The sequence below is a fragment of the Oleiphilus sp. HI0086 genome, from assembly GCF_001635225.1.
In genome coordinates, this window is sequence record NZ_LWFZ01000487.1 from 1 (window position 1) to 276 (window position 276).

1 protein-coding gene is annotated in these 276 nt (G+C 42.8%); it reads left to right on the top strand.

Annotated features, from left to right (window positions below; translation table 11 throughout):
• On the top strand, nucleotides 1-276 hold a 276-nt coding region (locus A3756_RS05995; RefSeq protein ID WP_156490309.1), incomplete at both ends, for a methyltransferase domain-containing protein.

A 276-nucleotide genomic window follows, 5' to 3' on the forward strand; every position in this document is an offset into this window, starting at 1 on the left:
TCATGATGCGTGAAAAGGGCTTTAACGTAGAAGAGTACGATCCTTTCTACATGCCAGACAAAAGCCCTTTAAGTGGCCGCTACGACTTTATTACCAGTACAGAGGTTGTCGAACATCTGAGCAAGCCAAAAGAGGTATTTGAGCTCATGTTTAAGATGCTGAAAAAGAAAGGAGTCTTGGGCATTATGACAAAACAACCCCCAAAGCAAGGCATCGTGAATTGGCAGTATACGAAAGACCCAACTCACATCAGCTTCTATTCCGTTAAAACCTTTC